The 20,283-nt window shown below is 49.0% G+C and carries 24 protein-coding genes and 1 pseudogene; 19 read left to right on the plus strand and 6 right to left on the minus strand.

The window, feature by feature from the left end; genetic code table 11:
• The 4 genes from OI69_RS18010 to OI69_RS19940 form a co-directional block, all read right to left on the minus strand.
• Positions 1–367: hypothetical protein (locus OI69_RS18010; protein ID WP_039353760.1), on the minus strand; the 367-nt coding region annotated here is incomplete at its 3' end.
• Positions 368–418: 51 nt separating this feature from the next.
• On the minus strand, positions 419–1,249 hold the full coding sequence (locus OI69_RS18015; protein WP_039353763.1) for a DUF1281 family ferredoxin-like fold protein: 831 nt from the start codon (positions 1,247–1,249) through the stop codon (positions 419–421).
• Positions 1,227–1,685, minus strand: coding sequence for a class I SAM-dependent methyltransferase (locus OI69_RS18020; protein ID WP_235319729.1), 459 nt, complete (start codon positions 1,683–1,685; stop codon positions 1,227–1,229). Before OI69_RS18020 ends, OI69_RS18015 begins: the two co-directional genes overlap by 23 nt.
• 305 nt (positions 1,686–1,990) lie before the next feature.
• On the minus strand, positions 1,991–2,155 hold the full coding sequence (locus tag OI69_RS19940) for a hypothetical protein (protein ID WP_154715582.1): 165 nt from the start codon (positions 2,153–2,155) through the stop codon (positions 1,991–1,993).
• A 23-nt stretch (positions 2,156–2,178) separates the two neighbouring features.
• Here OI69_RS19940 and OI69_RS18025 point away from each other — a divergent pair, with 23 nt between their 5' ends.
• The gene (locus OI69_RS18025) at positions 2,179–2,550 is read left to right on the plus strand and encodes a VRR-NUC domain-containing protein (RefSeq protein WP_039353769.1); all 372 of its coding nucleotides are present in this window, start codon (positions 2,179–2,181) and stop codon (positions 2,548–2,550) included.
• Positions 2,551–2,609: 59 nt separating this feature from the next.
• On the opposite strand, the gene OI69_RS18030 is transcribed toward OI69_RS18025, so the two are convergent.
• Entirely contained in the window at positions 2,610–3,365 is a 756-nt protein-coding gene (locus OI69_RS18030; protein WP_039353772.1) for a hypothetical protein, read from the minus strand.
• Positions 3,366–3,797: 432 nt separating this feature from the next.
• Here OI69_RS18030 and OI69_RS18035 point away from each other — a divergent pair, with 432 nt between their 5' ends.
• From OI69_RS18035 to OI69_RS18085, 11 genes and pseudogenes are all read left to right on the plus strand, one after another.
• Entirely contained in the window at positions 3,798–4,604 is an 807-nt protein-coding gene (locus OI69_RS18035) for a TIGR02642 family protein (protein ID WP_039353775.1), read from the plus strand.
• Between the two features lie 158 nt (positions 4,605–4,762).
• A complete protein-coding gene (locus tag OI69_RS18040) occupies positions 4,763–5,356 on the plus strand; it encodes an N-acetylmuramidase family protein (protein ID WP_039353777.1) in 594 nt (197 codons plus the stop codon).
• Complete coding sequence (locus OI69_RS18045; RefSeq protein ID WP_039353779.1) at positions 5,356–5,676, plus strand: hypothetical protein; 321 nt, start codon at positions 5,356–5,358, stop codon at positions 5,674–5,676. Before OI69_RS18040 ends, OI69_RS18045 begins: the two co-directional genes overlap by 1 nt.
• Positions 5,673–5,915, plus strand: a complete 243-nt coding sequence (locus OI69_RS18050) for a hypothetical protein (RefSeq protein ID WP_039353782.1) — start codon at positions 5,673–5,675, stop codon at positions 5,913–5,915. Before OI69_RS18045 ends, OI69_RS18050 begins: the two co-directional genes overlap by 4 nt.
• Before the next feature lie 84 nt (positions 5,916–5,999).
• Positions 6,000–6,527: a hypothetical protein gene (locus OI69_RS18055; protein ID WP_080752662.1), complete on the plus strand. Its 528-nt coding sequence runs from the start codon at positions 6,000–6,002 to the stop codon at positions 6,525–6,527.
• A gap of 81 nt (positions 6,528–6,608) precedes the next feature.
• Positions 6,609–6,881, plus strand: a complete 273-nt coding sequence (locus tag OI69_RS18060; RefSeq protein WP_052198402.1) for a hypothetical protein — start codon at positions 6,609–6,611, stop codon at positions 6,879–6,881.
• A gap of 74 nt (positions 6,882–6,955) precedes the next feature.
• Positions 6,956–7,339 (plus strand): annotated as a pseudogene (locus OI69_RS20275) (Gp49 family protein); the annotation flags it as partial.
• 204 nt (positions 7,340–7,543) lie between these two features.
• Positions 7,544–7,750 (plus strand): RyR domain-containing protein, encoded by a 207-nt coding sequence (locus tag OI69_RS20340; RefSeq protein ID WP_263059692.1) that lies wholly within the window; start codon positions 7,544–7,546, stop codon positions 7,748–7,750.
• A gap of 64 nt (positions 7,751–7,814) precedes the next feature.
• Complete coding sequence (locus OI69_RS20285) at positions 7,815–8,687, plus strand: hypothetical protein (protein ID WP_039353785.1); 873 nt, start codon at positions 7,815–7,817, stop codon at positions 8,685–8,687.
• Positions 8,688–8,734: 47 nt separating this feature from the next.
• Positions 8,735–10,399: a terminase gene (locus tag OI69_RS18080; protein ID WP_167335194.1), complete on the plus strand. Its 1,665-nt coding sequence runs from the start codon at positions 8,735–8,737 to the stop codon at positions 10,397–10,399.
• Positions 10,399–12,537: a portal protein gene (locus tag OI69_RS18085; protein ID WP_039353791.1), complete on the plus strand. Its 2,139-nt coding sequence runs from the start codon at positions 10,399–10,401 to the stop codon at positions 12,535–12,537. The genes OI69_RS18080 and OI69_RS18085 overlap by 1 nt, the downstream gene beginning before the upstream one ends.
• Here OI69_RS18085 and OI69_RS18090 read toward each other — a convergent pair.
• A complete protein-coding gene (locus tag OI69_RS18090; protein WP_039353793.1) occupies positions 12,534–12,863 on the minus strand; it encodes a hypothetical protein in 330 nt (109 codons plus the stop codon). The two genes, OI69_RS18085 and OI69_RS18090, sit on opposite strands and share 4 nt — an antisense overlap.
• A 227-nt stretch (positions 12,864–13,090) precedes the next feature.
• Between OI69_RS18090 and OI69_RS18095 the strand changes: the two genes are divergently transcribed.
• From OI69_RS18095 to OI69_RS18890, 7 genes are all read left to right on the plus strand, one after another.
• Positions 13,091–14,140 carry a hypothetical protein gene (locus OI69_RS18095; protein WP_039353796.1) on the plus strand — a complete coding sequence of 350 codons (1,050 nt, stop codon included), beginning with the start codon at positions 13,091–13,093 and terminating at the stop codon, positions 14,138–14,140.
• 59 nt (positions 14,141–14,199) lie between these two features.
• Positions 14,200–15,423, plus strand: a complete 1,224-nt coding sequence (locus OI69_RS18100) for a N4-gp56 family major capsid protein (RefSeq protein WP_039353799.1) — start codon at positions 14,200–14,202, stop codon at positions 15,421–15,423.
• Positions 15,424–15,492: 69 nt separating this feature from the next.
• Positions 15,493–15,876: a hypothetical protein gene (locus OI69_RS18105; RefSeq protein ID WP_039353803.1), complete on the plus strand. Its 384-nt coding sequence runs from the start codon at positions 15,493–15,495 to the stop codon at positions 15,874–15,876.
• Between the two features lie 56 nt (positions 15,877–15,932).
• Positions 15,933–16,370, plus strand: a complete 438-nt coding sequence (locus tag OI69_RS18110; RefSeq protein ID WP_039353806.1) for a hypothetical protein — start codon at positions 15,933–15,935, stop codon at positions 16,368–16,370.
• Positions 16,370–16,951 carry a hypothetical protein gene (locus OI69_RS18115; protein WP_039353810.1) on the plus strand — a complete coding sequence of 194 codons (582 nt, stop codon included), beginning with the start codon at positions 16,370–16,372 and terminating at the stop codon, positions 16,949–16,951. Before OI69_RS18110 ends, OI69_RS18115 begins: the two co-directional genes overlap by 1 nt.
• Positions 16,951–17,613, plus strand: coding sequence for a phage adaptor protein (locus OI69_RS18120; RefSeq protein WP_039353812.1), 663 nt, complete (start codon positions 16,951–16,953; stop codon positions 17,611–17,613). The genes OI69_RS18115 and OI69_RS18120 overlap by 1 nt, the downstream gene beginning before the upstream one ends.
• Positions 17,610–20,276: a phage tail fiber protein gene (locus tag OI69_RS18890; RefSeq protein ID WP_154715583.1), complete on the plus strand. Its 2,667-nt coding sequence runs from the start codon at positions 17,610–17,612 to the stop codon at positions 20,274–20,276. The genes OI69_RS18120 and OI69_RS18890 overlap by 4 nt, the downstream gene beginning before the upstream one ends.
• The last annotated feature ends 7 nt before the right edge of the window (positions 20,277–20,283 follow it).

Here is a 20,283-nt window from a genome sequence, read left to right on the forward strand (position 1 = left end):
TCAAGTCTGAGCTAATACATCTCAGATGATATTTCTTTCGACGTAGCAGGCTTTCTAACGCCAGTTGCTGCGATGGAAAGGCAAAAGATCGTTCTGCTGATTTTGCGACTTTCTTGATCGCATATCGCATATTTTTCTTTTTCCACCCGTCGAGCCATCGCGCCTTATCCCGATCGATATCATAGTCCTTAGCCCAGTGAGCAGGGCATAAAAAGGCATAGCTATTGGTCTGGTAAAAGGCAATATATTGCTCGGCGATAACTTCAATTCCCGCTTCCTGGACGGTTTCAAAATATCGCCAGTAAACGGGGTAGCCGTTATATTCAGTTTTCGATTCCGGGAATGGAACCGACCAGGTTTGATGCATGTGCTTCTCCTAAATTTCGGAAATAAAAAAGCCGCTGATTAGGCGGCTGTGTTATTCGTCATCATCGACGTATTCATATTGATCGTTCATGCCGTGCTGCTGTGGCGTTTTTCCCGGGTAGCGAAGCTGAAAAGCGAATTTTCGCCATTTCCGGCGTTCTTCGCCCGATTGATCGCGATAGCTTGGGGCAACGTTTGATGATGCTATGCTTCCTGCCGTAATGATGTATTTTCCGCAGTTACTGCCCATATCTTCATCTGCGTATGAAATATCAAATGTGAGGTGGGGAAAGCGACGTGACATATCGAGAATCACTGGGTTAGGGCTTGCCCATGCGGTTTCAAAGCGGATTACAATCGGCGCTCCGCTTGCTGCATAACGAGCAAGGTGCTTCTTAAACACTCTCTTGCTGTATGTTTTCACATGTGTATGACGATATTTATGCCCCCACTTAATTCGGCGCTTTGGCATTTTTACGGGCATTTGAATGCTGTATGCATTCCATTTTGTCCCCCATTTTTCCCGCGACCAGTCATACCATGAGTAAAAACCATGGCGTTGCTTGTTTTCGATGCGCATTAGAGCGTGCTGTTTAACCCGCTTGATATAGCTATCGGACATTCCGCGTGAGCGCAGGTCACTAATAATTTCTTTTTTAGTTTTTATTTCATCGATCCAAAAGTCAGCCATAGGTTTTCCGGCTATGGCACTTGCCATGTTCTCGACGTCGGTACTCTCATCAATATTCATGCTTTTAGGCATCTGAGTGATGTTGTTGAAATCAATAAGACCATGTTTATTTGTGATCGAACGGATAAAGGCAAGACGTTCTTTATTCGTACCGCCGAGAACCTTAATTTCATTGGTTATGTGGTTTGGCATCGTTTTCTCCTTTAAGAAAGCAAATCCAGTGGGTGTTACTGCGCTTGCCAGATAGGTGGCCAAATGCAGGCCTTTGATCGGTAAGAGCCAGCACATCACGAACTGGGATTTGTGTTTCGTTCCATTTAAAGATGAGCGTGCCGAGCGGCCGCAGGACTCTAAAGGCCTCACTGAATCCGGCTCGTAAATCGTCTTGCCATGTATCCCTGTCTAACGCGCCGTATTTTTTACGCAGCCAACTGCTCTCGCCAGCGCGTAGAAGGTGGGGCGGATCGAAAACAACAAGGGCGAATTGCGCATCGTCAAAGGGAAGGGCGCGAAAGTCGGCAATAACGTCGGGGTTAATTTCCAGACTACGCCCATCGCATAAGACATGACGCTCCCGGCGAATGTCGGAAAATACAGCGCGGCTGTCGCTTTTATCGAACCAAAACATGCGCGATCCGCTGCACATATCAAGAATTGGACGTTGGGGGAGGGGCATTAGTCACCCCGCACAGGCACAACGGCCTCAACTGGCAAGCACTCATAAGATTTGGGCAATTTCTGCGCCCTGATATCGGCTTCACAATTTTGCAGATCGGGATAAACCCAGCCTTGCGACTCGTATTGGCAGGGTTGGAACGTGTAACAGACGTAAAGAAATAGACCGAACAAGGCGGCCTCCTTCGGTATTCACTGGAAAAGGGGGAACCGCATCACAGAACGGATGCGGTAAAATTTAATGAAGGAAGTCAGCGATCAGTAATCACTAGGGTAATACACCTCGTCGGCATCATCCTGATCGAGCGCTAACAGGCTGTCACCGTAGTAAAGTGCTGCGACCAGTTTTTCAAATCGGGTGTAGAAGGCGATGACTTTCTTACCGAGAATGTCGCCGTCACATTTACCTGAATAGCCAAGCAAAACTGGAAGTATGTGGCGGCTCGGTGCGCAAAGTCTCTCATCAGGCTGAACTCGAAGAACAGGCCGCGCTCATTGAATGGGCAGGTAAAACTGTCATCAATGGTATTAAAATTGGGGATTATCTGCTGCATATCCCAAATGAGGGGAAACGTGGGCCGAAGGCGGCGAGTGATGCGAAGCGGCTTGGTGTTCGTGCTGGCGTGCCAGATTTGTTTCTGGCGCTGCCGCGTGGAGGGTATTCTGGTTTATGGATAGAAATGAAGACCATCGACGGCAAGGTGACACCAGCACAGTTAGAATGGCAATCGCTAATGCGTGGTGCGGGGTATCGTGCCGAAGTGTGTTACGGGTTTAATGCAACTATTCTTCAAATAGAACTATATCTGGGTGTGTAATATAACGGTTTGATGTTTTTTTAAAGTGGGGCAGAACCCCCACTTTAATGTGTCATTTTTTATTTAAAACATAATTTTATGTTTCCATTGGATGGGGTGGATGAGTTCTTCATCCAACCATTAATGTCAACTTTTACTAGACCTGCTAATGTATCAGCATATGCTGAAATTAAATCGCTTAATACAATATATTTTGTTTTGTTAACTGTGTAATCTTGCTCATTAACTTCAGATTTCCCACTTTGATGTTTCATGTGTAAAGTTGTGTAATAAATTAATATTGTCGGTTTTCGTGGGTCGGAGAGGTCAATTGTTGACTGTGAAAAAAGATTGTCCCAACGTTCTGATGAACTTTGATTAAATACTGATTTGGCTAAATCTTCAATGTTATTACTAAGTTTTTCTTTATCCTTTGGAGATACATCGTAAAGTGAAACTATTTGTTTAATAAGAACATTGTAATCTTTTGATCTGAATGACTGTTTTACTGTTTGGCTTTCAGTAAGGTGAAAGAAAGGTGTTGCATCTAATTCATTGATGTATCCGTTGTAATTGTTAGCAAGTTCTTTAGAGGATTGGGAGGCGGGATGAAAATTTGCCTTGTTTTGTGTGTGCGTCATAATTGTTGCAATCGCTGTTGATATATTTTTCGGATCTTTGAATATATCAACACCATTTGCATTTTTATCACTGCTGTCATTACCAAGAGAATCCGCGACCGCATTGGCTTCTTGATATGACCCCGCCATTAATCTAGCTGTTGTAATAGTCTTATTCAATAACCATTCTTGCACCAAATTATTAACGTTTGACATGATTAGTCTCCTAGTTTTTTATTTTAGACACGATTGGGTTTTGCATTATCAAGTTAATGCTCTATAGTGTTTCCTGTCAATGTTGTTAAGTGTTTTTTTTATTTTTTTAGGTTTTTATTGATGACTTATTTTACACCATAAATAGTTCTATTTTCAGTAAAGCGGGAAAGTAAGGAATTCCGATGGATTTACTCATGAATTTATTCGGGTGAGTGAATGCAGTCAAAGCATATGCAATGTGAAGCATGAAGGGTATATGTGTTTTTTTAAGTGGCTATAATCAGGGGTGTTCATTTATGCATTTCTGAGGTGTAATCTTATAAGTATTATGGAATTTTTTATTTAAAAATAAATTTTATTTTTTATATTTTGCAATATTGATGTTCGGCACCTAAAGTTGGCTCTGACCACCAATACTAAGGGACTGACCAAATGACCATCGCTGTAGAACAACTTATCAAGATGCACGATCCGCGCTGTATGAGCATTGAATCACTGAATGTGGGACGCGGACGTGCAGTTCTCTCCAAAGAGCAAATACTGGCAGCATTTGCGACCACTCAGCACCATCATTCCGTTGGTTTTGATTTGTTAATGGCAAAATATCGTCACGATAGCCAAGCAGAGCAACGTATTCGAACGGCTATATCTAACTGGGTAAACACTCGAACGCACCTTGTGCACTCAGATCCTGCCTGTCAGTTGGCACTAAGCATAGTACTTGAGCGCAATCTGCCCGCACAAATCGATCATATAGCTGGGCTGCTACGCAGATACGGCGCTAAAGCGGCGCAGTCGCGCAAGAATACTGATGCGCTTCGATCAGAAATCAAGCAACTTGAAAGGCAGCGCTGCCGCGAGAAGGTGGGCCACGCCGATTACATCAGCACAGGGATAGAAATCGCCGAGCTAAATGAGCGAATTGGTCATGAGCGTAAAGCGCTACGGGAATGGTCGGAGTACCAGGCGGCGCAATTGAATGTCTGCCCGCGCTGTAACGGAACGGGGAAAACGCTACGTCCAGCCATTGCCGTGTGTAATGAATGTGGCGGCAACGGGCATATTGCGGCGACGTTTGAGCACTTGCGTAAATCACTGGCTATCATAGGGGCTGTGATATCTGCCGGTGAATGTCCGCAATATCTGGATCTGGTTAAACGCTGCATGCGCTGGTTGTATGTTGAAGAGTCTCAGGCGGTTAGCGTTCTTAATGAGAGAATTCATAACGAAATTGATTAATCGTATGAGCCAGATTGACCCCGTATCAGATACGCGCTAAATTCGCGAAAGATACCGGAGTATGCCTTAAAAAGCTGCTCCGGTTTTTTATTGGTCAGTCCTCAAGCCTGCATGGTTCGCCCAGCAGGCTTTTTTATTTCCTGCACATAGAGCGTGTTATGTCCAAAATTCTCACCCTTTTAGATTACCGGGTCGCCGCGAGTGGTTTGGGGGTTCCGGTTGCTACGGTTAAAGCGGTTACTGAAGTTGAAAGCAATGGCAGTGGCTTTCTATCTGATGGCCGAGTAAAAGTGCAGTATGAGCCGCACGTCATGTACCAGCAGTTAACGAAACATTTTGGCGGTGCTCGGGCAAATGCTGAATTAGCGAAACATCCTGATCTGGTGGCGCGTAAGCCTGGTAGTTATCAGTCCACTGATAAAGAAGACAAAGACATGGATCGGGCTGCAACAGCTATTGATCGCGGCTGCGCATTGCAATCCGCATCGTGGGGAGCATTCCAGATAATGGGCTACCACTGGAAAACTTGCGGCTACCCAACATTACAGGCCTTCATTAACGCCCAATACACAGCAGCCGGTCAGCTTGATACGTTCGTGCGCTTTATTAAAGCTGATAACAAACTGCTGTCGGCGCTGAAAAGTCGTGATTGGGCAACCTTCGCCCGAATTTACAACGGCCCAGCGTATGCCAAAAACCGCTATGACACCAAACTTGAGAACGCGTATACCAAATACCAAGGGGCAGCGTAATGGAATGGTTGTCCCGACTGTGGGATCAATTTCAATGGGCGGTCGCTGGGCTGATTGGTGCGCTGATATCTGTACCGTTTCAAAGCGACCTGAGAACGGCACGTGGGATTGCGATCTTCGTTTTCACGGGTAGCGCCTGCGCCCACTATCTGACAGGCATTGTTGGCGATTATTTCAATATCAACCCGTCGTCGGCTGGCGGGATTGGTTTTCTTCTGGGGGCATTCGGCGGTTCGCTGATTGCTGCCGTTATCAAGGCAATTGAAGCTGCCGACCTGTGGGGGCTTATCCGATCCCGGTTTGGTGGAGGTGCCCAATGATTTTCACCATCGCCTACGTCACCATTCTTCTGTGGGCTGGGTGGTGCGTGTTCAGTGACCACGTTAAAGATGGGGTAATCGGCAAACTAATGTATTCGGCACTTTCTATTTCGTGCATGGGGGCGCTGATTGGTGGAAGTGGATCAGATAGACAGGCCGATAGCATTATTTTGCTATGTATTGCGATGATAGGAATTCGGCACTTTGTCCTAAAACAGCTTAATTTGTCTAAAAATTAGTCTTTTTTTAGCTGTTTTGGCAACGCTACGTGAAATCTAAATTCCTCACCCTTATCAATCCCCCCACTTTTTAACAGAGAAAACATGTTAACCACGAAAATGAAAGCGCTGCTGCTATGCGGCGGGTTTGCTGCTGCGTTCGGCGCGGGTTGGTATGCGCAGGGATTGCGGTGGGATACGGATATTGCGCAGCGGGATAAGCAGCAATCGGAAGATATCAGCACAAGCCAGCAAGCGGTTATCACCGGGCAGTCACTTCAGTTCCATCGCTACAACGAAATCGCCAGGCAGGCGAATCAATACGCCATCACCATCAAGGGTAAATCCGATGAAAAACAGATTATTTACCGGACAATTATCAAACATCATCCTGCTAGTCGTGAGTGCGTGCCTGATGATGTCGCTACTGGGCTGCTCGACTACGCGCACAGTTTACGTGCCAGCACAATGCGTACCACTGCCAGCGGAGTTGACTCAGCCGGTACTGGTGCCGCTGCCTCCAACTGCCGATTGACGTATGGGCAGGCTGTGTATTGGATTGATCCGTTGCTGGCGGCGCTTGAGCAGGCTAATGGGCAGTTGGCAGGAATTATCGAAGCTGGGCGTCAATGACCCTCAAGAGCGGCATATTTATTATTTGCAGAATCCCCATTGGGTGCCATTCTTTAACTTTATTCACTGATGGGGTTGCTAATGAGTAGACATTTTGATGATGCGCAGTACGAAAACCGGCAAACACTTTTGGCTAATGAGTTGGGTTTGACTCTGGAAGAGATAGAGTCAATTCCCTTAGATGCCGATAGCGATGTTCATTCAGATGATGGTAACTCAGGTAATCAAGTTTACAGCTTTTATTTTAATGTTCCTGATACGACTCCAGAAGAAATACTTGATAAAAAATGTTGGGAGATAGGGGAACGAGTCGAGCTTTCTCTTAATATTTTTGATGAAGAAGAAAATGATTAGTTAGCCACATTCGCTTATATCCATAGCCTCAGCATCCGCTGGGGCTTTTTTTCGTCCCAACAAAAGGTAACCCCATGACACAAGTCACCGATCAGCGCATTGAACAAGAGATTCAGGCCAGAGGTTTAACCGCCCCGCGAGTTACCCCTGAGCACATTCAAAGCATCATTGTCGCAGAGAACTATTTCACCGCCGCTGATGGTGTGCTGGGAGCGTACAAGTCAAACGACGACGTACATGTCGGAACGCACCCAGGCATCCACACTGCTAGTGCTCACCCGCTGCTGATCTTCTGCGTTCTGGTATTACGTAATGGCTTCACTGTTACTGGCGAATCAGCCTGTGCATCGCCTGAAAACTTCGACGAGGAGATCGGACGCAAGATTGCACGTCAGAATGCGTTTAACAAAATCTGGCAGTTGGAAGGCTATTTGCTGAAGCAGCGTCTTTATGAGCAATCATTGTTGGAGCCGCTGCCAGAACTCGGTGGTGGCTGTGGTGATAACCAACAGGAAATAGAGCGTCGATATATCGAACGTGCTGCCCGTACCGCCCGTACCGCCCACGAAGTTAACCGAGCGTACTGCGCTGCGTTGGGCGATCACAGCCAGCCCACTTGGGAAGACGCTCCAGCCTGGCAAAAGGATTCCGCTATCGAAGGTGTGGTATTCCATCTCAATGGTGATCATCCGCCGGAAGCCAGTCATAACAAATGGTTGGAGTTCAAAAAACAAGATGGCTGGAAATATGGCCCAGTGAAAGACGCAGAAAAGAAAGAGCATCCGTGTTTTGTCCCGTATGACCAACTGCCTAAAGAGCAGCAGGTGAAAGATTATCTGTTTCGCGCTGTAGTCCACGCATTCAAGTGATTCATCAGGCATTCCAGAGTCACTTCCCAGAGGTGGCTCGATAATGCTTACTCAGTAGGACGCTATGGCAAAGTACGATTGGAAAAAGCTGCTGGCCGATTATGCGGCGGCATACTCAGCAACGGGAATCTCCCCAGTAGAGTGGTGTACTCAGAATGAGGTGCCGTATAGCTCTGCGAAGCGTTACATCACGATAAAGGCTGCAACGGATTTCATTGAGCAGAATTCGCAAATTCGCAGTTCGCAAAAAAGTGATTCGCAGATTCGCAAAGAGAAGGGTGCGAATCGCAAAAGCGAGAAAAAGTGTGATGATTCTGGCGATAATGATACGAAGGAATCAGCAGACGCAAACGACAGTGACGCCAGCGATCAGCAGCCTGAAACTGAACCGCAACGGGATGCTAGTGGTCGCTTTGTTAAAGGGAACAATCTGGGCGGGAATTATGGTGTTCCAACTAATGCGTTCCAGCCTGGTAATCAAATCCCACGCAAGCATTCGGCCTATGCAAAATATCTGGATGCCGATGAACTTTTTGATGCGGTGCGAGAAACTGAGCTACGTGATGAACTGATTTTCACCCGCGCTCGCGCGTTGTCAGTGACAAAAACGCTGAACAAAATCATGGAAGATTTGCAGAACGCAGAATCAGTTGAAGCGCGTATCGAGCTTTACGATAAGTTCATCAAGGCTGAACAAGGGCTCGATCGCAACATTGCCCGGATTGAGTCAATCGAAAACAGCCTGAGCAAGTTACAACTGGATGCGGTGAATGTTCCGCGCCTGAGTGCTGACACGCAGCGTATTAAGGCGGCGACCGCCAAGCTGAAAGCCGAAACAGAGAAACTGACGGCGGAAAGCAAGGATGTGACGACGCCGCTAACCGATGTGGTGCGTGATATTCATGCGATGCCGGATGATGGAATGCTGGCGCAATGACGACACCGCAGTATGATGCCAGTCTCGCAGAAGACGAGCTGGACGGAATGACTGAGGCGCAGCAGCGCCTTTTTATTTTGTCAAAATTGAGCAATCCGTGGTGGCGGCTCAACAATCTGTACAAGATCGAGAATGAAAAAGGCCAACTGGTCACGTTTCGGATGCGTCCGGCACAGCGCCGACTGTTCAAGCACATGCATTATCGCAACATCATTCTCAAAGCGCGTCAGCTTGGTTTCTCCACCGCGATTGATATCTACCTGCTCGATCAGGCGCTGTTCAATAAGAACATCAAGTGCGGGATCATTGCGCAGGATAAGACTGCCGCTGGCGAAATCTTCCGTACCAAAATATCGATACCCTTCGATAATCTGCCCGGTTGGTTACGTTCGTCATTCAAGATTACCGAGCGACGTAGCGGGGCGAATGGCGGCTATATTCTGTTTTCTCATGGCTCCAGCATTCAGGTGGCTACGTCTTTCCGCTCGGGTACGGTTCAGCGTTTGCACATTTCGGAGCACGGGAAAATCTGCGCCAAGTATCCGGCCAAAGCCAAAGAGGTGCGAACAGGTACGCTGAACGCCGTGCATGACGGCGGTATCGTGTTTGATGAATCCACGGCGGAAGGCGTGGGCGGCGATTTTCATACTATGAGTACACGGGCGCTTGAGCTGGCGCAATCTGGTGTCGATCTGACGATGCAGGATTACAAGTTTCACTTCTATCCGTGGTTTGACGATCCGAAATACGTTGCGCCCGTTCCGGCCGGTGGCCTGCGCCTGAGTAAATATCACCAGGAATATTTTGCTGCGGTGGAAGCGGCAACGCGCGTCACGCTGAGTGATGAGCAAAAGCAGTGGTATATCCGCAAAGAGGTTGAGCAGGGCGAGGAAATGAAGCAGGAATTTCCTTCTACGCCGCAGGAGGCTTTCTTAACCTCTGGTCGCCGTGTATTTGCCGCCATCAATGTGATGCATGCCGAAGGGCGCTGTAGCCCGCCGCTCATTGTCTATGGCGTAGAGCCTGAAACCGGTAAACGCACAAAGGTGCAGGCACTGCGCGGCGGCGATAAAGAAGAGCTTCAGCGCACGTTACAAAATCATCTGCTGGTCTGGGAATTGCCGGATCCCGGCGAGGATTATGCTATTGGCGCTGACGTGGCTGAAGGCCTGGAAAACGGTGACCGTTCATCTTTCGATGTTGTGAAGAAATCGTCAGGCGAACAGGTGGCGCACTGGTTCGGTCATCTGGATGCGGAGCTATTCGCGCAACTGCTGGCACACGTCGGCGAGTGGTATAACACCGCTTACATCGGGCCAGAGCGAAATAACCACGGCCATGCGGTATTGCAGAAGCTGCGTGATGTTTACCCCATTCGCGCTATTTATGCCGAGCAACACCTTGATCGCGATAACGACGACGAAACGCCGAAGCTGGGCTGGCTGACTACTAAGCAGAGTAAGCCGGTGGTGACGGAAGGGCTGAAAACGTTACTGCGCGAAAAGGCCAGCGGCATTCGCTGGATCGGCACCATCAACGAACTCAATACCTATGTCTATGACGCCAAAGGCAGCATGGGCGCACAAACCGGTTGTTTCGATGACCAGGTGATGAGCTATGCCATTGCACAGGAAATGCGTGCTCGTATGCCAGCCAGACCGAAACTGAAACCTATCGACCGTTCTAAACCTACTCACTGGATGTCACATTGATGAACACAGCCGCTATTGACGCTGAGGCACGGCCACAGCAGCAGGATAATCGCCAGCAGGACAATCGCGACCGCTTTACGCAGCGGCAATTACTGGATCTTTCATCGGACATTGACGCGCAGCCAGACTGGCGCACCACGGCAAATACCGCCTGCGCGTATTACGACGGCGATCAGCTTGCGCCGGAAGTGGTGGCGAAACTGCGTGAACGCGGTCAACCGCTGACGATGCATAACCTGATTGCGCCAACCATTGATGGTGTACTGGGTATGGAGGCCAAGACACGTACCGACCTGATGGTTATCGCTGATGATCCTGATGAGGAAATGGAGCAACTGGCCGATGCGGTCAATGCGGAATTTGCTGATGTGTGCCGGTTGTCCAACATCAATAAGGCTCGCTCCGATGCCTACGCTGAGCAGATCAAAGCGGGGTTATCATGGGTTGAGGTACGCCGTAACAGCGATCTATTTGGTTCGCGTTACAAGGTTGGAACCGTTCACCGTAATGAAGTGTTCTGGGATTGGCACAGTCGTGAGTCTGATCTGAGCGATTGCCGCTGGTTGATGCGCAAGCGTTGGCTGGACGTGGATGAAGTGAAGGCCACTTTCCCCGATATGGCGCAGGTTATCGACTATTCGATCAATGAGTGGCGCGGGTTTGTCGATACCGATATTGCCGAGGGGCAGGAGTCCGCCTTAATCAGCGCTTATGACGAGTACCAACAGTGGAGCCGTAAGGATACTGAATGGGTATCGTCCAACCGTAAGCGCGTTATGTTGCAGGTGATCTACTATCGCACATACCAGCGGGTGCCAGTGCTTGAGTTGTCCAATGGTCGCGTTATCCAGTTCGATAAAAACAACGTGATGCACGCCGTGGCGCTGGCAACAGGCCGCGTATCGGTGGTGATGTCTCGCGTCAGCCGGATCCGCGAGGCGTGGTTTGTCGGTCCACACTTTCTTGGCGATCGTCCATGCTCCGCACCGCAGGGCATGTTCCCGCTGGTGCCGTTCTGGGGCTATCGCAAAGACAAAACGGGCGCGCCGTATGGCTTAGCTTGCCGCGCGATCCCCGCTCAGGATGAAGTGAACTTCCGTCGCATCAAATTGACTTGGTTATTACAAGCTAAGCGCATCATCAAGGATGCCGATGCGACTAACATGACCGATAGGCAGTTAGCGGACGAAGTTGAGCGACCAGACGGCGTGATTACGCTCAATCCCCAAAGACACAACAAAACAACGGCAGCGGATGCCATTAATATTCAGCAGGATTTCCAAGTCGCGCAGCAGCAGTTTCAGGTCATGCAGGAGAGTATGAAACTGATTCAGGACGGGATGGGCGTGTATTCGGCATTTCTCGGGCAGGACTCCAGTGCCGCTTCCGGTGTGGCAATCAGCAATCTGGTCGAACAGGGCGCGACGACGTTAGCGGAAATCAACGATAACTATCAGTTCGCCTGTCAGCAGGTCGGACAATTGCTGCTGTCGTATTTGCTGGAAGACCTGACGCGTCGACGCAATTACTCCGTTGTGGTGAACCGTGACGATCCGCGCCGCCGTAAATCTGTCACCATTAATGAAGAGTCCGGTAACGGGATGACTAACGATGTTTCCCGCCTGCGTGCGCATATCGCGCTTGCACCGATCCAGCAGACGCCAGCCTATAAATCGCAACTGGCCGAGCGTATGTCTCAGGTCATCACTGGATTGCCGCCGCAGGTACAAGCTACGGTACTGGATATGTGGGTCGAACTGCTGGATGTGCCGAAGAAAGCCGAGTTTATAGAACGTATCCGCAGTGCGCTGGGTACGCCGAAGTCGCCAGATGAAATGACGCCAGAAGAGCAGCAGGCGGCTCAGCAGCAACAGCAGTTGCAGGCGCAGCAGCAAGAACTGGCGATGCGTGAGATCGCTGGGAAAGTGGCGAAGCTGGAAGCCGAGGCACAGCGCATTGCGGCGGCGGCTCAGCGTGAGCAAACTTTAACGAACAGTCAGCGCTTTGATGATGCGAAAACGCAGGCGGAAACAGGTCGTATCCTTCAGGATATGGAGAACACGACGCGGGAAATTGAGGCGTTGAACGCGCAGGTGATGCAGAGTATTCAGGGGCAGATTGATTCGATCCCGATCTAAATCGGTTTTTTTAATAAATTTGACCAAAACGGATAAACGCCAAATCGATGGCGGCAATAGTACACTGTCTTGCAGAGCATGGTTTTATAGCTATACGTCAGCGCAGATAAAACCAAAAAGATGTAGAGCGTGATAGCCCACTCTGTAAGCGTCATGTTTTGTAGGCCATAATCTTGAATAAGCGCAATGATATCGGATGTTACTCCCCCTATGAATGTCAGTGCCCATGAACTAAATGCAAATCCTGTAATTAATATCCACTTTCTGGGTTTGGTTACAGCAGTGATAAATAATATTGGAATGGTAAGAAAGTTAAATCGTTTCATGGGTATTGCCCCTTATTAAGATACGCGCTACATTCCAGAAAGATACCGGAGTATGCCTTAAAAAGCTGCTCCGGTTTTTTATACCACAAAATCAGTATCGGCCACCTTCGGGTGGCTTTTTTGTTTGTGCCGATAAGCGCTTTTGTTAGAGCGCTTATTCGCATGGGCAGCGATACGTCCCACCCCTTTCGGATCTATCCGACAAATAGACATGCAGGAGTCATAACGTGAGTGTTGATATTGATAATTTAACAGGTGAAGAAACAGCGGAAGAGTTGGAAGCATTGCTGAATGGCTTGGGCTATGTGGATATTTCTGATGAGGCGACGGGTGCGGTAATCCATACCGGGCAAGTAACTGTGGATAATCTGAATGGGCAGCAGGAAAATAAGGGCGATACCACCACGCTGACGCCGGGCGTAGCTGCACAACCACAGGTGACCACAACGCAACAGCCAACTGATGCTGATGACGGCAATAGCACCGTGAAAAGCATTCTCAGCCGCGATGGTAAACACACTATTCCTTATGATGTGCTGGAAGCGGAACGTGCCGAAAAGCGCCGCCTGTCTGAAGCGAATCAGCGGACGTCTACGGAACTAGCTGAAGCTCGGCGACAGTTGGAAGTCTTTACGCGCCAGATTAACGATGCTGGTTTGCAGCCTGCGCAGTTGCCGGAAAAAGCTAAAATCACACCAGAGCAGATCGCGACGGTGCGTGAGAGTTTCCCTGAAGTGGCGAATGTGCTTGATGCTTTGACGCAGAAAGTGGAATACCTGCAATCTGCGCAGCCAGCCCCGGTAGTTTCTCAACCTGTTAATGACAACCCCGTGATTGCGGCACTGGACGCCACGCCAGATCTGAAAAACTGGCAAGATAGCGATCCAGACCGTTTTACACTGGCGGTGCATATCGATGAAACACTCAAACTTGATCCCGCGTGGAAAGACAAACCGTTAAATGAACGATTCGGTGAAGTCGTGAAGCGAACCCGCGCCGCCTATGGTGAGTCTGTGGAGAGTGCACCTCAACAGCCTACGCAAGCCGCGCAACAGCAATCGACAGCCGAAGAGCTTCAGCAAAAAGCAGCAGATCTGCTGGCGAAAGCAACTGCTTCGTCACAGCTGCCTGCGTCACCGTCAGATGTTGGCTCAACCACGCAACACTCTGCATCGCCACTGGAACAGGCGGTCAATGCCGATCCTGATCAATTGCAGGTGATGTTTGCTGGCATGACCGATGCGCAGATTGAAGCGCTGCTAGAACAAGCCATCTGACGTTATCTACTCACACCATCCAACCCGCTGCGTGCGGGTTTTCTTTTTAGGGAATCAACATGACTACCATTACCTCCGCCCAGGCGAATAAGTTGATGCAGGTTGCGCTGTTCACCGCAGCCAACCGCAACCGCTCATTCGTTAACATCATGACGGAACAGCAGGAAGCACCAAAAGCGGTAACGCCGGATAAAAAAGGCGTGAAGCAAACCAGCTATACCGCGCCAGTGGTGCGTATCACCGATCTGCAAAAAGCCAAAGGTGATGAAGTGGATATGCAGATTGTCCACAAGCTCAGCAAGCGTCCGACGATGGGCGATGCGAAGCTGGAAGGGCGCGGTGAAAACCTCGCGTTCGCTGACTTCTCGCTTAAGATTAATCAGGGTCGTCACCTGGTTGATGCGGGCGGGAAAATGTCAGAGCAGCGCTATAAGCACAATCTGAACAAAACCGCACGTACCTTGCTGGGCACGTACTTTAATGACCTGCAAGATCAGTGCGCAACGGTGCATCTGGCAGGCGCACGCGGTGATTTCATCGCTGATGACACCATTCTGCCGCTGGCCGGTCATGGCGAGTTTGGCAAAATCATGATCAACGATGTGCTGCCACCGACCTATGACCGTCACTTTTATGCCGGTGATGCGACCAGCTTTGAAAGTCTGGATGCTGCCGATATCTTCAGTTTGGGCGTAGTCGATAATCTTTCTCTGTTTATCGATGAAATGGCGCACCCGCTCCAGCCCGTCAAAATGTCGAAAGACGAAATGGCGAACGACGATCCGTATTACGTCCTAAACGTCACGCCACGCCAGTGGAATGACTGGTATACCTCCACGTCAGGTAAAGACTGGCAGGCGATGCTGTCTCGCGTTATTCAGCGCTCTAAAGGTTTCGATCACCCGCTGTTCAAAGGCGAATGCGCGATGTGGCGTAACATTCTGGTGCGCAAGTACACCGGGATGCCAATCCGCTTCAATTCTGGTTCTCAGGTCGCCGTATCTAACAACGATTTGGCGGCCACCGTTGCATTGAAAGAAGCACAAACCACCATTGACCGCGCTATCTTGCTGGGTGGTCAGGCGCTGGCGAATGCTTACGGCACGGGCGAGGGCGGTGGTCACTTCGGTTATCACGAAGAGAAAGTGGACCACGGTAACGGCACAGAAATTTCTGTTCGTTGGATCAATGGCCTGAAGAAAATTCGCTTCCAGCAGAAAGATGGCCGCATGAGTGACCACGGCGTTATTGTCGTCGATTCGGCGATCTCTACGGGGCGTTAATCCATCCCCCTAATCCTCACATAAGAGCAGGTTTCGGCCTGCTGCTTTGTTTTATCAGGAGAAAATTTTATGGCAACGATTCAAGCGCCGTCCATGCGTGATGCGGTGTATCAAGGGCCACAGGGCAATTTGTCTTTAGCAGAAAGCCAGATTGTGCTGGCTACCGCAGCCGTTGGCGATGTTGTTGAGTTATTGGAAATGCCGATCGGTATGCGGATTTATGCTGTTGATGTCGTCAGTGATGCGCTGGGTGCCAATACCACTGTAGCGATCAAGAGCGGTAATCAGGCGCTTGTCGCAGCAGCGAGTCATGCAGCGGCAGTGGCGAAATCTGTACCTGTGGTGCCGTACAGCACGGTGGCCAGCGGTGAGAAAATTACCGCCACGATTGCAGGTGGTGCCGCAACAGGTCGTCTGATCGTCAATGTGAAATATGTCGCGGTAGGCTACTAAGCCGCTTCCAACATTATCCAGCCCACTTCGGTGGGCTTTTTTATGAGGATTCAAGAATGACAGATATTTCTGTTGTGTACATCGGTGGTAAAGACAAAAAGCGCGATACCGTGACCGGTAGCCGCCTGATCTTTCCCCGCCTTAAACCCGTCAACGTTGAAAGCAGGATTGCTCACCAGTTGCTGGAGTTCCCCACCGTATGGGTACGTGAAGACCAGGTGACATCGGTGCTGGCACAGTCTGCGGAAGACGAGGCATTGAAAGCCAAACTCGCAGCGGAAGAACTCGCACGCCAGAAGGCGGAAGCGGAAGCGAATAGCTGGGTGGTCAAAATCGGTAACGATGAAATTGATTTGGCAAAGTTGACATCTGTTCAACTAGCGACGCTGGTTGAAGCAGAAGATCTGGCAGATCTGAAACAAGGTGCGCAGGAAAAAGTTGATGATTTCCGCGCCCGTGTTCGTGAAGCTGTTAAAGCAAAGGGCGCTGAGTAATGGCATCGCTTGACGCATTTCTGCCAGCGATCCGTAAGCATATTAGTGGGCCGTTAGACTTTATGATGCGGCAATCTGTATTGGAAGCCGCAATCACATTTTGCCGTGAGTCGCTGTTTTGCCGTGAATCGCTGGTGCTGACAGAGGTTGAGCAAGGTGTAACGCTTACGCTGGCGGAGAGTCTGGAAGTGAAGTGCGTCAAGCGCTTACTGGTCACCGATATCAGCAACCCTGATGATCCGGCTGTTCTTATTGCTGGCGTAGACTTTACCGTCATTTCAGCGAATCACATCGCGTTTACTCGACCGTTTGGCCGCATTGTCATTCTCTTTGCCGTAGAACCTCGGCGCACGGCGGATACTGTGCCAGATGCGTTGGTCGACGATTACACGGATGTGATTGCTGCTGGTGCGTTAGAAGACCTCTACCTGATGCCAGGTAAGCCGTGGAGCGATCCGCAGCGAGCGGCGTATTTCAGATCCATTTTCACCGATGGTTATCGACGAGCCTACCGTGATGCGCTTGATAACTCCCCGATAACCGGTTTCCACAATCCCGTCCGTAAACACGACTTCTACTAATGACAACGATTAACGACATTATCGGCAGAGCAAACTCGCAACTGCTGGATTCGCTGTGGCTGCGCTGGCCTAAATCCGAGTTGCTGGATTATTACAATGATGCGATCAACGCCGTCATCATCATCAGGCCAGATGCCGGGGCGTCGATTGAGACATTCGATTGCGAGCCGGGTACGCGGCAACATTTACCTGATGGCGCGATACGTTTACTGGAAATTACGCGAGTCATAGGCGGGCGTGCTATTCAACCGTTCCCGCGTGATGCGCTCGATTATCAGTATCCCGATTGGCACAGCATAACGGGCTCGATTGAACGTTATTGCTACGACGAGCAGACACCTAAAACCTTCTTTGTATTCCCCGGCGCGCTGGCTGGTGCTCAATTGGAAATTAACGTCGCGCGTTTACCTTCTCCTGCCAGTATTGCCGATCTGTCTTCGCAGAACGCCCGGCCATTCCCCCTTGATGAACTGTACTTTAACCCTGTTCTTGAGTTCATCCTTTTTCGCGCCTATGGCAAAGACGCAGAAAATGGCAATAACGCAATGCTGTCATCCCAGCACTATCAAACCTTTGTCGATCTGCTGGGCGTCAAATCACAAACTGATACCGCTGCCGGGCAGAAAAAGCAGGCGCAATATAACGGGAGTTCGCAAGCGTGAGTGTATTAATCAGTGGCGTGTTAATGAATCCGGCTGGTGTCCCTGTTTCCGGTGCTGAAGTCACGTTTAGCGCATTGACCAACGGGCCTTCGGTATTGAACGGCTTTTCTGCATCAGTCATGACCGATCAGGATGGTAACTACGCTATTCCGCTGGAAATCTGTGAGTACGCCATTTCAATCCAGAGTGATGGTTACAATTCGGTCTATGGTTCCGTCTCTATTAATGATAAATCGACGCCAGCGACGATCAACGAACTATTAAAACTGGCAGCGATGGAACAGGCCGTTACACCAGCGATTGTTGTCTATTTTCGTGAGATTCAGACTGACGTAGCGGCAAAGCTGGCTGCGATGCAGGTGTTGGGTACTAATGCGGCAGAGGCTGCGAGTGCCGCTGCTACTGCCAGAGATGAGGCGGCACAGTATGCGCAAAATCTCAGCGCGGCGGTAGCTCAAGCCCAGCAAGCTAGTGCGGCGGCGACGGCTTCAGCTAATGCTGCTAGCAATTCAGCCAATGGTGCGCTTGTCGCAAAAAATGCAGCAGAGACAGCGGCGGGAAATGCTCAGGCTACGTTGGCTGGTGTAATGAAAAAGTCGGCTAACGGGGCTGACATTGAAAATCCTGAGCAATTTCGTGCAAACATCAGTTTAGGCTCTGCTGCTACAGAAACACTAAATAATCTTTACAGAAAACGCGGGGGGTTAGGAACATTAGATCTAAATACTATTACGGGCGAACAGGATGGTATCTGGTTTCAAAATCAGAACGGAAATGCAACAGCAGAACGAAATTATCCCGTAGCAGTTTCAGGAGCGTTACTTGTTTTGCAAAGTACAGCCAATGGCCTTGGCGCGTGTACTCAATTGTATTTTCCTTTTAATTCTTCAAGAGTTTATATCAGATATTTCTTAGTAGGCGGTTCGACATGGGACGAGTGGAGGGAGATTTGGAATAGTGCTACATTAATAAAACAATCCGTACCAGCCGCAACTGTGGGTAATGTTCTTGTTGCTGGGCAGGCAGGCGGTATCGGGCGGGATAGTTCGCAACTTATTCCGAACGCATCCTTAGCGTCAGATTTTCGCATCAATGGAGCGTGGTATGCGCAATCTACTCAGCAAAGCGACGTTCCTTCCAACGGGCACATATTTAACATATTCAGTAATCCGTCTAGAAATTATGGGATTCAACTGTGGGGGGATTATCGAATTGGTTCCCCTGACCTCCGTTTTAGGACTATAGACAACAATAATGTTAGCGTTTGGCATCCCATATTACTGTCTGATGTTGCGCAGAACATCACTGCCCGTATGTCATTCATTAATGGGTTTCAAGATTTTGCCAGCAATATAGGTCGATTAACTAGTGCGCAACCAGTGACTCTAACTTCTATAACTCAGCTTTCAGACATGACAATTGGTGCACGGTTGTTTATTAATGCCACTGGATCGTTTGCGGCATTAGTTCCTGGAGGAGGTACGGCGGGTTTTTATTCTATAGTTTGTACACACAAGGCTGACAACAATGCTGGAAATGGGGCATTCTTTGCAACCCTTCAGGGGAGTATTAGCGAATTTTATATTGGGTGGATGGCGGGCGGTACAATAACTTGGGGGTCTGTTCTTACCAGTGCAGGAAATGAACGTATAACTGGGCAAAAGATTTTTTCAAGAAACGAAGCCTCATTTTATAGTAGGCCAGCTTCAGGAAGTAACGCACATTATGCTTTATTTCAAACCGCAGACGGCGTTAATCGCGGTTTTTTTGGTTTTGGCACTAGTAATGTTAATTCATTTACAATGCACAATCATTATACCAATGCTGGTGTTACGTTGGATTTTAGTGGAAATATAAATCTATACACAACAGGAGAAGGCGTTGTTAATTGGAATGGGCAGCAAGTTTTGATGTCAGGTAATGCGCAGACTATTGGGGGGGCTAAAACATTCACAGCAAACCCTCTAATTTCACGCGCAAGTTTCCCCGGCATCGAGATGCTAAACACAGGAATTGCGGCGGGGACAGTTGGGCGCTACAGGTTTATAACATCATCTACTTCAAACCGTGTCGAAATATATAGCAGGCAAGATGCTGCGACAACAACGGGGCAAATTGTTACAACGATACCAACTACAGCAACAGGATCTGTGTTAGTAACAGGAAATAATGCAGTAGCGGATGCAAACGGTTTTTACAAAACAGCAAGCCCTGTGCTCAACATTTATGCCGGCGGCTCATTCACTGCCACGAAAGAAGCTGAAGGGGTGAGCGTAGAGCGCTTGAGTGAAGGAGTTTATAAAATCACCGGATGTCTTGGTCTTAATTCGGACAGGGCATGGGGTGGTGATGATGGTGGTGTTACGAACCCCAAATGCCGAAATGGTATGGAACGAATTTGGAATGATTATAGTGTTGAATCTGATGGTTCTATCATTGTAAAAACATACCATCGAGTACACAAAGATGCTCCAGAATTTGCATCTAATCGTCTAAATCTTGATAAACAGCCGTACAATGCTGAGCGAGATGGCCACGCAGAATGGTCTGACTTATCGTTGATTGACATACCGAGAGATGTATATCTGCAAGTTAGGGTACAGATGCCAGAAAAAGAAAGTTATCCAAAAGTGACCGCAATACGCCATAGTAATGTGTATTAGCTCAGAC

Source organism: Pectobacterium fontis (assembly GCF_000803215.1).
GTDB classification, from domain to species: Bacteria; Pseudomonadota; Gammaproteobacteria; order Enterobacterales; family Enterobacteriaceae; genus Pectobacterium; species Pectobacterium fontis.